We start from the raw sequence: 13,315 nt of genomic DNA on the forward strand, positions 1-13,315 counted from the left end.
ATTATGGATGTGTAAACATCTGGACGGCTAAATGGGGAATATGACGATGGCAATTTTGAATCACACACTGGGTTTTCCTCGCGTTGGGCTACGACGTGAGCTGAAAAAAGCTCAGGAAAGCTACTGGGCCGGCAACTCGACGCAGGAAGAGCTGTTGGCGGTTGGCCGCGAGCTGCGCGCTCGTCATTGGCAGCAGCAACGGCAGGCCGGGGTGGATTTGGTGCCGGTCGGCGATTTCGCCTGGTACGATCATGTGTTGACCACCAGCCTGCTGCTGGGCAACGTGCCGGCGCGCCATCAGAATGCGGATGGCTCTATTGATCTAGACACGCTGTTCCGCATCGGCCGTGGCCGCGCACCGACCGGCGAGCCGGCGGCCGCGGCGGAAATGACCAAATGGTTTAACACCAACTATCACTACATGGTGCCCGAATTCCAGCAAGGCCAGCAGTTCAAGCTGGGCTGGACCCAACTGCTGGACGAAGTGGACGAAGCGCTGGCGCTGGGGCATCACATCAAGCCGGTGCTGCTTGGCCCGGTGACCTATCTGTGGCTGGGTAAAGTGAAGGGCGAGCCATTCGACCGCCTGTCGCTGCTGAAAGACATCCTGCCGGTTTACCAGCAGGTGCTGGCGGAGCTGGCGAAGCGCGGCGTCGAGTGGGTGCAAATCGACGAACCTGCGCTGGTGCTGGAGCTGCCGCAAGCCTGGCTGGACGCCTTCAAACCGGCGTATGACGCGTTGCAGGGGCCGGTTAAGTTGCTGTTGACCACCTACTTCGACAGCGTCGGCCATAACCTCGACACCATTCGCACGCTGCCGGTACAGGGGCTGCACGTCGATCTGGTCGCCGGCCATGACGATATCGCCGCGCTGAGCGCCGCATTGCCGCAAGACTGGCTGCTGTCGCTGGGGGTGATCAACGGCCGCAACGTTTGGCGCGCCGATCTGAGCCGCTGGTTCGAACGGCTGCAGCCGCTGGTGGGGCAGCGCCCGCTATGGATCGGCACCTCCTGTTCACTGCTGCACAGCCCGATCGATCTGAGCGTGGAAAGCCGTCTGGACGAAGAAGTGAAAAGCTGGTTCGCCTTCGCGCTGCAAAAATGCGCCGAGCTGGCGCTGTTGAGCTCGGCGCTGAACGAGCCTGACGCGACGAAACAGGCTGAGCTGGACGCCTACAGCGCGCCGATCCGCGCCCGTCGCCAATCGAACCGCGTGCATAACCCACAGGTTGAGCGCCGCCTGGCCGCGATCACCGCGCAGGACTGCGAACGCCGCAGCGCGTACGCCGAGCGCGCCAGGGCGCAGCGCGAGCGTTTTAAGTTGCCGGCCTGGCCGACGACGACCATTGGTTCGTTCCCGCAGACCACCGAAATCCGCGGCCTGCGTCTGGACTTCAAACAGGGCCGTTTGGACGGCAGCAACTACCGCACCAGCATCGGTGAGCACATCAAACAGGCGATCGTCGAGCAGGAGCGCCTCGGGCTGGACGTACTGGTGCACGGTGAAGCCGAGCGCAACGACATGGTGGAATATTTCGGCGAGAACCTCGACGGCTTCGTGTTTACCCAGAATGGTTGGGTGCAGAGCTACGGTTCCCGCTGCGTGAAGCCGCCGGTGATCATCGGTGACGTCAGCCGCCCGGAAGCCATTACCGTCGAATGGGCCAAATTCGCCCAGTCGTTGACCGACAAGCCGGTGAAAGGCATGTTGACCGGGCCGGTGACCATCCTGTGCTGGTCGTTCCCGCGTGAAGACGTGACCCGCGAAGTGATCGCCAAGCAGATTGCGCTGGCGCTGCGCGACGAGGTGGAAGATTTGGAAAAAGCCGGCATCGGAATCATTCAGATCGACGAACCTGCGCTGCGCGAGGGGCTGCCGCTGCGTCAATCCGACTGGGCCGCCTACCTGAGCTGGGCGGTGGACGCCTTCAAATTGAACGCCGCCGTGGCGCAGGATGACACCCAGATCCACACCCACATGTGTTACTGCGAGTTCAACGACATCATGGACTCCATCGCCGCGCTGGACGCCGACGTGATCACCATCGAGACCTCGCGTTCCGATATGGATCTGCTGGAAGCCTTCAAAGAGTTCGAATACCCGAACGAAATCGGGCCGGGCGTCTACGATATCCACTCGCCGAACGTGCCGAGCGTGGAATGGATCGAAGCGCTGCTGCGTAAAGCGGCGCAGAACATCCCGGCGGAACGCCTGTGGGTCAACCCCGATTGCGGCCTGAAAACCCGCGGTTGGCCGGAAACCCGGCAGTCGCTGGCCAACATGGTATTGGCGGCGCAGCGCCTGCGCGAGCACGCGTGATGCCGTGCGGCGGATAAACCGCCGCTTATAGGTTTACTGGTGTGATGATTGGGCGCTTCGGCGCCCTTTTTTATGCGAGGAGGATTACTTGACGCCGTGCTGGGCGAACCACGCCAGCATACGCTGCCAGCCGTCTTCCGCCGCTTCGGCGTTGTAGCTGGGGCGATAGTCGGCGTTGAATGCGTGCCCGACGCCAGGATACACCACGATTTCGGCATCGGCGTTGGCGGCGCGGATCGCCTGACGCATGTTTTCCACCGTCTCCAGCGGAATGCCGCTGTCTTGCCCGCCATACAGCCCCAGCACCGGCGTTGACAAGTGCGTGGCGACATCGACCGGATGCTTCGGCGAATTCAGCGTTTTTTCACCCACCAGTTTGCCGTACCAGGCGACGGCCGCTTTCAACTGCGGGTTGTGCGCCGCGTACAGCCAGGTAATGCGGCCGCCCCAGCAAAAACCGGTGATTGCCAGCTTGCCGGCGTCGCCGCCGTGGCGGATAGCCCAGTGCGCGGCGTGATCCAGATCCGACAGCACCTGACGATCCGGCACCTTGGTCACCAGCTGCTGGAACAGCTCGCCGATATCGGTGTAGTCGTTGGCGTCGCCCTGGCGGAAATAGAGCTCGGGGGCAATCGCCAGATAGCCCTGTTTGGCCAGGCGGCGGCACAGATCCTGAATATGTTCATGGACGCCGAAGATTTCCTGCACCACCAGCACGATGGGGAAGGGGCCGTTATGGTCGGCGGGTTTGGCGACGTAGGCCGGCAGCGCGTCTCCCTGGGAAGGAATAGTCGTTTGCCCGGCGTGAATGCCCTGTTCATCGGTGATAATCGCGGAGGCGGCCACCGGCTCGGCGGCCGGGGCGAATCCTCCCTGAGCCTGTTCTAATGTCATCACATGTTCGGTTTTCATTGCGGTCTCCGTGCAATAGAAAAAAGCGCTGAGATTAACTATAGGAAAGATTACCCATTATTGGCGCTGCGTGGCGCACTTTCGGACAAGTCGATAAAAAACGGCTAATTATCTGGCTTTACGGCATTTTTAAGCGCTTTTTATCATGTTATTACGCGTTTTGGCCCGCGTAAGTGCCATAAGGTGCGTTAGAGGGCTTTTTTGTCCCTAAACAACCGATAAGATGGGGGTATTTCGAATTGATGAGCTAAATAGTTTCAGTCGGCAACCAACGGGCAGGGAGCGGCAAGGTTTGTCGGCTAGACTGAGGTTTAGCGGTGCGTTCTGAATGCCTTATAGTGCTTTTTTGTGATAAAAATCACAAAAAATATGTAGCATGTAATTTGTTTCTCTTTTCATAGTGACTATCGTCACGAAATTAAGCGGCGATTTTCAGTAGAGTGCTTTTTTGTTCCTCCCAATAAACATGATCCATGAGGAGTCTCGTATGTCTCAGTCTGATGTTTTTCATCTCGGCCTCACCAAGAACGATTTACAAGGGGCCCAGCTTGCCATCGTGCCGGGCGATCCGCAGCGCGTAGAGAAGATTGCCAAGCTGATGGAAAATCCGGTGCATCTGGCCTCCCATCGTGAATTCACTACCTGGCGCGCAGAGCTGGACGGCAAGGCGGTGATCGTCTGCTCCACCGGCATCGGCGGCCCGTCTACCTCTATCGCGGTGGAAGAGCTGGCGCAGCTGGGCATCCGCACCTTCCTGCGCATCGGCACCACCGGCGCCATTCAGGCGAACATCAACGTCGGCGACGTGCTGGTGACTACGGCAGCGGTACGCCTCGACGGCGCCAGCCTGCACTTTGCGCCGATGGAGTTCCCGGCGGTCGCGGACTTCGCCTGCACCACTGCGCTGGTGGAAGCGGCCAAGGCCAGCGGCGCTACCACGCACATTGGCGTGACCGCCTCCTCCGATACCTTCTATCCGGGCCAGGAGCGTTACGACACTTACTCCGGCCGCGTGGTCAGCCGCTTCAAAGGCTCGATGGAAGAGTGGCAGGCGATGGGTGTGATGAACTATGAAATGGAATCCGCCACGCTGTTGACCATGTGCGCCAGCCAGGGCCTGCGCGCCGGCATGGTGGCCGGGGTGATCGTCAACCGCACCCAGCAAGAGATCCCGAACGCCGAGACCATGAAAAACACCGAAAGCAAAGCGGTGCAGATCGTGGTGGACGCCGCCCGCCGTCTGCTGTAATCACCTTCCCTGAACGGGCCGCCGACGCGGCCCGTTTTTCCATTCGCGGCTAATCTGTTACGGTGATACTCCTCAGCGCTGCGCCGATGGCCGCCGCGCGTTGTCATAACAACAACAACGAGGACGTTTATGACCGCCCAAATCCTGCTTCATCCTTCGCTTGCGCCGCTCGACGGCGGCATTAATTTCCGTGACTTCGGCGGCAACGGCGTGGCCGATGGGCGCCGCATCAAGCGCGGCCTGCTGTTCCGCTCCGGTTCTCTCGAGCGGCTGACGGAAAACGACTGCACTTTCCTCGCCGGCGTGCCGGTGCGTTCGGTGCTGGACTACCGCGATGCCGACGAAGTGCAGGCCAAACCGGATATTCTGTGGAATGGCGCCGACTATCACCACGTGCCGGCTAACCCGCAGAGTAGCGAAGTCAACGCCAACCTGGAAAAGCTCACCAACGAAACGCTGGCTGCTTTCGACGCCCGCGCGTTCATGCTGGAGCTGTATCGCCGCCTGCCGTTCGGCAACGCGGCCTATCAGCGGTTGGCGCAACTGCTGAGCAACCCCGGCGGCGGCGCGATCGTGCAGCACTGCGCGGTCGGCAAGGATCGCACCGGGGTCGGTTCGGCGCTGGTGCTGTTCGCGCTGGGGGCTGACGAAGCGACGGTGCTGGAGGACTATCTGCTGACCGAAACCACGCTGGCCGCTTTTCGCGAGCAGATGCTGGATCAGCTGTCTATCAAGCTGAATGCGGCGGCGCTGGAGCAATTCGCCTACGTGCTCAGCGCGCGCGAGGAGTTCCTGATGACGGCGCTGGGCTGCATCCGCCAACAATACGGCTCCACCGACCGCTGGCTGGAAGCGGAATACGGCCTGGGCGCGGCCCAGCGAGAAGCGCTGCAGGCGTTCTACCTCGAGTAAATTGCCGCGTGTTTAGCCGGGGTTTAACTCGCCCCGGCTTATCCTAGGCGGCGAACCATCGCGTATCAGGAGCCCCGCATTGAGCCTCAATGACGTTATCAACTGGGTCAGCGACGTCGTGCGTCAGCACGAAGGCTGGGCCATTCCCATCATCTTCTTCCTGGCGTTCGGCGAGTCGCTGGCGTTTTTGTCGCTGCTGCTGCCGGCCACGGTGATCCTGCTGGCGCTGGGCGCGCTGATCGGCGAAAGCGGCATCGCCTTTTGGCCGATTTGGGCCGCCGCCGCCGTCGGGGCATTTTTCGGCGACTGGCTCTCTTACTGGATCGGCTACCACTATCAGGATCGGGTGGCCCATATGTGGCCGCTGTCGCGCAATCCGCAGCTGCTGGCGCGTGGCCACGCCTTCTTTGAACGCTGGGGCGTGCTGGGCATTTTCATCGGCCGCTTCTTCGGTCCACTGCGCGCCGTGGTGCCGCTGGTGGGGGGCATTTGCGGCATGCCGCAGCGCTACTTCCAGTTGGCCAACGTCACGTCGGCGATGATCTGGGCGTTCGGCATTCTGGCGCCGGGGGCGTTCGGCATCAAGTGGCTCAGCCAGTGGCTGGGCTGATTTCTCGCTAAATTGCGCAGCGCCGCGCAATATTGTGCGCGGCGGGTAAAATCAGGCTGGACATCCATACAGCCTCCCCTTAACGTGACGGGCAATGGGCGTGCGAAACGCCGGAACGGCAAGGTGTAACAGGAGGCAGGGTGGATACCAGTCTGATTTATGGGATTGGCGGCGTCGCGATCGGCATGCTGTTAGGGTGGCTGATCGCCAGTCTACGAGTGCAGCAGACGAACGCGCAACATGAAACCGAACTGCGGTTGCTGGAGCAAGCGTTGCAGCAGGCGCAGCAGGAGACGGCCGTGCGGCAGGAGGCCCTGCAGCGCCACGAACAGCAGTCGCGCCAGAGCGAGCTGGAGCTGCGCAACCTGCACAGCCAGCTGGCGGCCGGGCATGAAAAACTGCAACAGCTCAACCATTGGCGCAACGAATGCGAGCTGCTCAACCAAGAGCTGCGCGCCCAGCGCGAGGTGAACAGCGCGCAGGAGGCCGAGCTGCGCGAAGTCACCATCCGTCTGGAAGAGACGCGCATGGCGGCGGAGGAGAAGCAGCGTCTGCTGATCAACAGCGAACAGCGCCTCACCACCCAGTTTGAAAACCTCGCCAACCGCATTTTTGAACACAGCGGCCGCAAGGTGGACGAGCAAAATAAGCAAAGTTTGGATCGGTTACTGCTGCCGCTGCGCGAACAGCTGGACGGTTTCCGCCGACAGGTGCAGGACAGCTTTGGCCAGGAGGCGCGTGAGCGTCACACGCTGACGCACGAGATACGCAATCTGCAGCAGTTGAATGCGCAAATGGCGCGCGAGGCCATCAACCTCACCAAGGCGCTGAAAGGCGACAACAAGACCCAGGGCAACTGGGGGGAAGTGGTGCTGAGCCGGGTGCTGGAGGCCTCCGGCCTGCGCGAAGGGCACGAGTATGAAACGCAGGTCAACGTGCGGGTCGATCATCAGAGCCGCATGCAGCCCGATGTGATCGTGCGCCTGCCGCAGGGCAAGGATGTGGTGATCGACGCCAAGATGTCGCTGATCGCCTACGAGCGCTATTTCAACGGCGAGGATGAGGCGGAGCGCGAAGCGGCGCTGAGCGAACATATCGCTTCTCTGCGCGGCCACATTCGCATGCTGGGCCGCAAGGACTACCAGCAGCTGCCGGGGCTGCGTTCGCTGGACTATGTGCTGATGTTCATTCCGGTCGAGCCGGCCTTCCTGCTGGCTATCGATCGTGAACCGGAGCTGATCAGCGAAGCGCTCAAGCACAACATCATGCTGGTTAGCCCGACCACGTTGCTGGTGGCGCTGCGTACCATCACCAACCTGTGGCGCTATGAGCATCAGAGCCAGAATGCCCAGCGCATCGCCGAGCGCGCGGCGAAACTGTATGACAAGATGCGGCTGTTCGTGGACGATATGTCCGCGCTGGGGCAGAGCCTGGACAAGGCGCAGGGCAGTTATCGTCAGGCGATGAACAAACTGAGTGAAGGCCGTGGTAATCTTATCGGCCAAATTGAAGGTTTCCGCGCGCTGGGGGTTGAGGTCAAGCGGCCGATAAACCCGCTGCTGGCGCAGCAAGCCGGCGCGCAACACGATGAAGCGGAAGAGGCGAACGACGACGAGGTCGCCGCGCTGCCGCAGACGAACGACGATGATGATACCACCGGGGAACCGGGCTTCGTTTCGCACGGCTGAGGCCGTGGCGAGGTGGGGTATTCCTCGGGCTTCTGGTACACTCATCCACACAAAATTGACTGAATAGCAGGCAGGACAATGGCAGATCAATCGCAGGAAACCACCGATTTCGGTTTTCGCACCGTCGCTAGAGACGAAAAACAGGCCATGGTGGCGGACGTTTTTCATTCGGTAGCGGCAAAGTATGACGTGATGAACGACCTGATGTCGTTCGGCATCCACCGTATCTGGAAGCGTTTCACCATTGACTGCAGCGGCGTGCGCCGCGGGCAGCGCGTGCTGGATCTGGCCGGTGGCACCGGCGACCTGGCCGCCAAGTTCTCCCGCATGGTTGGCGAGCAGGGGCAGGTGGTGCTGGCGGACATCAACGATTCGATGCTGAAGATGGGGCGCGAGAAGCTGCGCGATCGCGGCATCGTCGGCAACATCAATTACGTGCAGGCCAACGCCGAGGCGCTGCCGTTCCCGGATAACTACTTCGATTGCATCACCATCTCCTTTGGCCTGCGCAACGTCACCGACAAAGACAAAGCGCTGCGTTCGATGTTCCGCGTGCTGAAGCCGGGCGGCCGCCTGTTGGTGCTGGAGTTCTCCAAACCGCTGCTGGCGCCGCTGAGCAAAGCTTACGACGCATACTCTTTCCACGTGCTGCCGAAGATCGGCGAGCTGGTGGTGAAAGATCCGGACAGCTATCGCTATCTGGCGGAATCGATCCGTATGCACCCCGATCAGGAAACCCTGAAGGGCATGATGGGCAACGCCGGTTTTGAAAACGTCACCTATTTCAACCTGACCGGTGGGATTGTCGCCCTGCATCGCGGCTTCAAGTTCTGAGAGGGAGATGCCGATGCTGTTTACCCCTCTGCTGACCGGTGCGCTGGAAACCTCGCTGAATAACCTGCTGTTTCGCGATCGCAGCATGAAAGCCGCCCGCCAACGCCTGGCGGGCAAGGTGCTGCGCATCGAACTGGAAGAGTTGGCTTCACCGCTGGTGCTGGTGTTCAGCGAACTGCGCGTGGATGTGCTGGGGCAGTCTGAAGACAGCGCCGATTGCACGGTGCGCAGCCGCATTCCCTCCTTACTGAAGCTGCGCGATCGCCAGCAGCTGCCGGTGCTGATGCGCAGCGGCGAATTGACGGTGGAAGGGGATATTCAGGTGGTGCAACAGCTGGTTGGCCTGCTCGATCTGGCGGAGTGGGATCCGGCGGAATGGCTGGCGCCCTATATCGGCGATATCGCCGCTCAAGGCATTACGCAGGCGCTGGGCAAAGGCGCTTCGTTACTCAAGGCCGGATTGATGCGTCGGCAGCAAGACATGGCTGAGGCGCTGACGGAAGAGTGGCGTTTGGCGCCGGGGCCGCTGGAAGTGGTGTGGTTCAATGAAGAAGTGGATGCGCTCGCCCGCGGCGCGGAAGCGCTGATTGCCCGCATGGATAAGCTGGAGGGCAAGCGATGACCCCAGGCGAACTGCGTCGTTTGTATTTTATCGTCCGCGTTTTTCTCAGCTATGGGCTGGACGAGCTGATCCCTAAAATGCGTTTGACGCTGCCGCTGCGCTTCGGCCGCCGGCTGCTGTTCTGGATGCCTAATCGGCACAAGGACAAACCGCTGGGCGAACGTCTGCGGCTGGCGCTGCAGGAATTGGGGCCGGTCTGGATCAAGTTCGGCCAGATGATGTCGACCCGCCGCGATCTGTTCCCGCCGCACATTGCCGATCAGCTGACGCTGCTGCAGGATCGGGTGGCGCCTTTCGACGGTGCGCTGGCGCGCAAGCATATCGAGCTGGCGATGGGCGGCCCGCTGGAAACCTGGTTCGACGACTTCGAGCAGCAGCCGCTGGCGTCCGCCTCGATCGCGCAGGTGCATACCGCGCGGCTGAAAACCACCGGCCAGGAAGTGGTGCTGAAGGTGATCCGGCCGGATATCGGGCCGATTATCAAAGCCGACGTGCGCTTGATGTACCGGCTGGCAGGCTGGGTGCCGAAGCTGTTGCCGGACGGTCGCCGCCTGCGTCCGCGCGAAGTGGTACGCGAGTACGAGAAAACCCTGCTGGACGAATTGAACCTGCTGCGCGAAGCGGCCAACGCCATTCAGCTGCGTCGCAATTTCGACGGCAGCCCGATGCTGTACGTGCCGGAAGTCTACTCCGACTACTGCCGCGAAAGCGTGTTGGTGATGGAGCGTATCTATGGCATTCCGGTCTCGGACATCGCCACGCTGGAGCAGCAGGGCACCAACATGAAACTGTTGGCGGAACGCGGCGTTCAGGTGTTCTTTACCCAGGTATTTCGCGACAGCTTCTTCCATGCGGACATGCATCCCGGTAATATTTTCGTCAGCTACGAACATCCTGAAGATCCTTGCTACATCGGCATCGACTGCGGCATCGTCGGTTCGTTGAACAAGGATGACAAACGCTATCTGGCGGAAAACTTCATCGCCTTCTTCAACCGCGATTACCGCAAGGTGGCGGAACTGCACGTCGACTCCGGCTGGGTGCCGCGCGACACCAACGTGGAAGACTTCGAATTCGCCATCCGCACGGTGTGCGAACCGATTTTCGAGAAGCCGCTGGCGGAGATCTCCTTCGGCAACGTGCTGCTGAACCTGTTCAACACCGCGCGCCGCTTCAATATGGAAGTGCAGCCGCAGCTGGTGTTATTGCAGAAGACCTTGCTGTATGTTGAGGGGTTGGGGCGTCAGCTTTACCCGCAGTTGGATCTGTGGACCACCGCCAAGCCGTTCCTCGAGAGTTGGCTGCGCGATCAGGTCGGCATTCCCGCCGTGGTGCGCGCGCTGAAAGAGAAAGCGCCGTTCTGGGCGGAGAAACTGCCCGAACTGCCCGAACTGTTTTACGACAGCCTGCAGCAGCATAAACTGTTGCAACAAAGCGTTGATAAGCTGACCAACCAGATGCAGGCTCAGCGGGTTCGTCAGGGGCAGTCACGTTATTTGTTCGGCGTTGGCGCTACACTGTTGGTAAGCGGCACGCTGTTGCTGCTGGGGCAAATCGAGGTGTTCCCCGCCTGGATGATGGCCGCCGGCATCGTATGCTGGGTGATTGGCTGGAAGCGAACCACCTGATTTAATTCGTTACTCTGGTAAAGTCGGCTCTATAATGCGGGCTGGCTTTAAAAGACCCCTTAAAATTAGAGGTAATTAAAATGGGCGGTATTAGTATTACGCAATTGTTGATCATCGCAGTGATCGTGGTGCTGCTGTTCGGTACCAAAAAACTGCGCACGCTGGGTTCCGATCTCGGCGCCTCGATCAAGGGCTTCAAAAAAGCGATCGGCGACGATACGCCGTCGACCCCCAACACGGCTGAAAAAAGCAGCCTGGATGACGCTGATTTCTCGGCCAAGCCTATTACCGATAAGCAGCCGGAAGTGAAACCGGAAGAGTCGAAGAACAAAGAGCAGGTATAAACCGTGTTTGACATTGGGTTTAGTGAGCTGCTGCTGGTGCTGGTGATCGGCCTGGTTGTTCTGGGGCCGGAACGCTTGCCGGTTGCGGTCAGAACGGTATCGGGCTGGATCCGCGCGCTGCGCTCGCTGGCGGCCTCGGTGCAGCACGAACTGTCTCAGGAGCTGAAACTGCAGGAGCTGCAGGACAGCCTGAAGAAAGCCGAACAGGCCGGCCTGCAGAACCTGACGCCGGAGCTGAAGGCGTCGATGGATGAGCTGAAAGACGCGGCGGAATCTTTGAAACGCACCTACCGGGGCGAGAAAGAAGAGCTGGCGAACACCATCCATAATCCGCAGGTCACCGATCCGGAAGCCTTGCACGACGGCGTGACGCCGGCTGAAGCGGCAACCCGCGCCAGCGCGCCCGCCGCTGCGCCACAACCGCCAGCGGAACCTGAAGCCGTCGCGCCCGTGTCACCGGTGCCGCCAGTGACGGCGCAACCCGCTAAAGCGCCGGTGGAAACCGCGTCTGCTCCTGTCGAACCTGTTGCGGATAAAACCCCAGCGTCTCACCAACCTAGTGGCGATCGTTAATACATGGCTGTTGAAGATACCCAACCCCTTATCAGTCATCTGATAGAGCTGCGCAAGCGGCTGTTGAACTCGATTATTTGCGTGCTGGCGGTGTTCGTGGTGCTGGTATTTTTCGCCAACGACATTTACCAGCTGGTTTCTGCGCCGCTGCTCAAGCAGTTGCCGGCCGGCGCGAGCATGATCGCCACCGACGTGGCGTCACCGTTCTTTACCCCGATCAAGCTGACCATGATCGTCTCGGTGTTCGTCTCTGCGCCGATGATTCTGTATCAGGTATGGGCGTTCATCGCGCCTGCGCTGTACAAGCATGAACGCCGCCTGATGATGCCGCTGCTGGTGTCCAGCAGCCTGTTGTTTTACCTCGGCATGGCCTTCGCCTACTTCATCGTGTTCCCGCTGGCCTTCGGCTTCTTCGCCAAGACCGCGCCGATGGGGGTGACCATTGCGACCGACATTAAAAACTACCTCGATTTCGTCATGGCGCTGTTTATGGCGTTTGGCGTCGCCTTCGAAGTGCCGGTCGCCATTATTCTGCTGTGCTGGAGCGGCGTCACTTCGCCGGACGACCTGAAGAAGAAACGGCCGTATGTGCTGGTCGGCGCGTTTGTGGTCGGCATGTTGTTGACGCCGCCGGACGTGTTTTCGCAAACCTTGTTGGCGATACCGATGTATCTGCTGTTTGAAGTGGGGGTGTTCTTCGCTCGCTTCTATACCGGCAAACGCCGTCCGCAGGCGGAAGACGACGACGAGGGTGACGAACCCCCAGCGCCTTGATCCACATTGATTGCGAAGCCGCCCATAGGGCGGCTTTTGCTTTGGGAAAAACCATGTTTGATATTGGCGTTAACCTCACCAGCAGCCAATTCGCCAAAGACCGCGAGACCGTGGTGGAGCGCGCCCGCGCGGCGGGCGTTACCGGGATGTTGATTACCGGCACCGATCTGTCTGAGAGCCGCGAGGCCGCCAAACTGGCGCAGCAGCATGCGGGCTATTGCTGGTCCACCGCCGGTGTGCATCCGCATAACGCCAGCAGCTGGGATGAACGCAGCGCCGAGCAGATTTATGCCCTGGCCGCCGGCTCAGAAGTGGTGGCGATCGGTGAATGCGGTCTGGATTTCAACCGCAACTTCTCGACGCCGGAGCAGCAGGAAGCGGCGTTCAGCGCGCAACTGGCGCTGGCGGCGGAGTTGGCGCTGCCGGTGTTTCTTCACTGTCGCGACGCACACGCACGTTTTGCCGAGCTACTGACGCCGTGGTTGGATAAACTGCCCGCGGCCGTGGTGCACTGCTTCACCGGCACCGCCGAAGAATTAGCAAGCTGCCTGTCGCTGGGCCTGTCGATCGGGATTACCGGTTGGGTCTGCGACGAGCGGCGCGGTCTGGAATTGCGCGCCCTGCTGCCGCAGATCCCGGCCGAGCGTCTGCTGCTGGAAACTGACGCCCCTTATCTGTTGCCCCGGGATTTACAGCCTAAACCCGCATCTCGCCGCAACGAACCCTGTTTCCTGCCCCACATCGTGCATCAGGTCGCCGTCTGGCGGCAGGAAGAGCCGCAATGGCTGGGGCAAAAAACCGATGAGAACGCCCGCCGGCTATTCCGGCTGGTTTGAGCTAGGAGAAAAC

13 protein-coding genes are annotated in these 13,315 nt (G+C 60.6%); 12 read left to right on the plus strand and 1 reads right to left on the minus strand.

Annotation, left to right across the window (positions count from 1 at the left end; all coding sequences use genetic code 11):
* Positions 1-31: 31 nt before the first annotated feature.
* Positions 32-2,320 (plus strand): 5-methyltetrahydropteroyltriglutamate--homocysteine S-methyltransferase, encoded by a 2,289-nt coding sequence (gene metE / locus IMX17_RS18185; protein WP_080350232.1) that lies wholly within the window; start codon positions 32-34, stop codon positions 2,318-2,320.
* A gap of 84 nt (positions 2,321-2,404) precedes the next feature.
* Here metE and IMX17_RS18190 read toward each other — a convergent pair whose 3' ends face one another.
* Entirely contained in the window at positions 2,405-3,232 is an 828-nt protein-coding gene (locus IMX17_RS18190; RefSeq protein WP_046898861.1) for a dienelactone hydrolase family protein, read from the minus strand.
* 487 nt (positions 3,233-3,719) lie between these two features.
* Between IMX17_RS18190 and udp the strand changes: the two genes are divergently transcribed.
* From udp to tatD, 11 genes are all read left to right on the plus strand, one after another.
* On the plus strand, positions 3,720-4,481 hold the full coding sequence (udp, locus tag IMX17_RS18195; protein WP_004934432.1) for a uridine phosphorylase: 762 nt from the start codon (positions 3,720-3,722) through the stop codon (positions 4,479-4,481).
* 129 nt (positions 4,482-4,610) lie between these two features.
* Positions 4,611-5,393: a tyrosine-protein phosphatase gene (locus tag IMX17_RS18200; RefSeq protein ID WP_193550065.1), complete on the plus strand. Its 783-nt coding sequence runs from the start codon at positions 4,611-4,613 to the stop codon at positions 5,391-5,393.
* A gap of 79 nt (positions 5,394-5,472) precedes the next feature.
* Entirely contained in the window at positions 5,473-6,003 is a 531-nt protein-coding gene (locus IMX17_RS18205) for a DedA family protein (protein ID WP_019455291.1), read from the plus strand.
* 140 nt (positions 6,004-6,143) lie between these two features.
* On the plus strand, positions 6,144-7,691 hold the full coding sequence (gene rmuC / locus IMX17_RS18210) for a DNA recombination protein RmuC (protein WP_193159563.1): 1,548 nt from the start codon (positions 6,144-6,146) through the stop codon (positions 7,689-7,691).
* 78 nt (positions 7,692-7,769) lie between these two features.
* A complete protein-coding gene (ubiE, locus tag IMX17_RS18215) occupies positions 7,770-8,525 on the plus strand; it encodes a bifunctional demethylmenaquinone methyltransferase/2-methoxy-6-polyprenyl-1,4-benzoquinol methylase UbiE (RefSeq protein ID WP_004934443.1) in 756 nt (251 codons plus the stop codon).
* A gap of 13 nt (positions 8,526-8,538) precedes the next feature.
* On the plus strand, positions 8,539-9,147 hold the full coding sequence (locus tag IMX17_RS18220; RefSeq protein WP_046898864.1) for an SCP2 domain-containing protein: 609 nt from the start codon (positions 8,539-8,541) through the stop codon (positions 9,145-9,147).
* Positions 9,144-10,775: a ubiquinone biosynthesis regulatory protein kinase UbiB gene (gene ubiB / locus IMX17_RS18225; protein ID WP_182265664.1), complete on the plus strand. Its 1,632-nt coding sequence runs from the start codon at positions 9,144-9,146 to the stop codon at positions 10,773-10,775. Before IMX17_RS18220 ends, ubiB begins: the two co-directional genes overlap by 4 nt.
* 80 nt (positions 10,776-10,855) lie before the next feature.
* Complete coding sequence (tatA, locus tag IMX17_RS18230; protein ID WP_004934452.1) at positions 10,856-11,119, plus strand: Sec-independent protein translocase subunit TatA; 264 nt, start codon at positions 10,856-10,858, stop codon at positions 11,117-11,119.
* A gap of 3 nt (positions 11,120-11,122) precedes the next feature.
* The gene (gene tatB / locus IMX17_RS18235; RefSeq protein ID WP_046898865.1) at positions 11,123-11,692 is read left to right on the plus strand and encodes a Sec-independent protein translocase protein TatB; all 570 of its coding nucleotides are present in this window, start codon (positions 11,123-11,125) and stop codon (positions 11,690-11,692) included.
* A 3-nt stretch (positions 11,693-11,695) separates the two neighbouring features.
* A complete protein-coding gene (gene tatC / locus IMX17_RS18240; RefSeq protein WP_046898866.1) occupies positions 11,696-12,466 on the plus strand; it encodes a Sec-independent protein translocase subunit TatC in 771 nt (256 codons plus the stop codon).
* Positions 12,467-12,519: 53 nt separating this feature from the next.
* Positions 12,520-13,302 (plus strand): 3'-5' ssDNA/RNA exonuclease TatD, encoded by a 783-nt coding sequence (gene tatD / locus IMX17_RS18245; protein WP_182265665.1) that lies wholly within the window; start codon positions 12,520-12,522, stop codon positions 13,300-13,302.
* Positions 13,303-13,315 lie beyond the last annotated feature (13 nt).

The sequence above is a fragment of the Serratia sp. X3 genome (genome assembly GCF_014982455.1).
Lineage (GTDB): Bacteria > Pseudomonadota > Gammaproteobacteria > Enterobacterales > Enterobacteriaceae > Serratia > Serratia ureilytica.

What these genes read in the sequence shown, in the direction of transcription:
- IMX17_RS18200 (WP_193550065.1), top strand. Translation starts at nt 4,611, where the DNA reads ATGACCGCCCAAATCCTGCTTCATCCTTCGCTTGCGCCGCTCGACGGC.
- metE (WP_080350232.1), top strand. Translation starts at nt 32, where the DNA reads ATGGGGAATATGACGATGGCAATTTTGAATCACACACTGGGTTTTCCT.
- tatC (WP_046898866.1), top strand. Translation starts at nt 11,696, where the DNA reads ATGGCTGTTGAAGATACCCAACCCCTTATCAGTCATCTGATAGAGCTG.
- ubiE (WP_004934443.1), top strand. Translation starts at nt 7,770, where the DNA reads ATGGCAGATCAATCGCAGGAAACCACCGATTTCGGTTTTCGCACCGTC.
- IMX17_RS18190 (WP_046898861.1), bottom strand. Translation starts at nt 3,232, where the DNA reads ATGAAAACCGAACATGTGATGACATTAGAACAGGCTCAGGGAGGATTC.
- tatD (WP_182265665.1), top strand. Translation starts at nt 12,520, where the DNA reads ATGTTTGATATTGGCGTTAACCTCACCAGCAGCCAATTCGCCAAAGAC.
- udp (WP_004934432.1), top strand. Translation starts at nt 3,720, where the DNA reads ATGTCTCAGTCTGATGTTTTTCATCTCGGCCTCACCAAGAACGATTTA.
- IMX17_RS18220 (WP_046898864.1), top strand. Translation starts at nt 8,539, where the DNA reads ATGCTGTTTACCCCTCTGCTGACCGGTGCGCTGGAAACCTCGCTGAAT.
- ubiB (WP_182265664.1), top strand. Translation starts at nt 9,144, where the DNA reads ATGACCCCAGGCGAACTGCGTCGTTTGTATTTTATCGTCCGCGTTTTT.
- tatA (WP_004934452.1), top strand. Translation starts at nt 10,856, where the DNA reads ATGGGCGGTATTAGTATTACGCAATTGTTGATCATCGCAGTGATCGTG.